General features: G+C 78.5%; 1 protein-coding gene. It reads left to right on the top strand.

The features are described from left to right. Positions 1-100: 100 nt before the first annotated feature. On the top strand, positions 101-349 hold a 249-nt coding region (locus A7A76_RS24200; protein WP_428995234.1), incomplete at its 3' end, for a hypothetical protein.

A 349-nucleotide genomic window follows, 5' to 3' on the forward strand; every position in this document is an offset into this window, starting at 1 on the left:
CGGCGCCCGCGCCGGCGGCGCACGCGCTGGGGGCGCAGCGCGCATGAGCGGGCCCGGAGTTGCGTCCGCGGCCGGGTTCGGCGCATTCGAACTGCGCGCCATGGCGGCCTTGCTGGCGCAGGGCCGGACCTTGTGCGCGGCCTCGCTGCTGCTGACGGCGCTGGCCGGGCTGGGCCTGTTCGAAGCGCTCGGCCTGAGCGGCTGGCGCCCGGCGCTGTGGTTCGCGGTGGCGGCCGGGCTGCTGCAGCTTTACTACGCCGTGCGCGTCGATTTCGACGCGCGCCTGCTGCAGGCGCTGGCCGCGCACGCGCAGGCCGACGCGGACGGCGGCGCCGCCCGGCTCGACGCC

Origin of the sequence: Lysobacter enzymogenes (assembly GCF_017168095.1) — a bacterium.
In the GTDB taxonomy this organism is placed as follows: domain Bacteria; phylum Pseudomonadota; class Gammaproteobacteria; order Xanthomonadales; family Xanthomonadaceae; genus Lysobacter; species Lysobacter enzymogenes_D.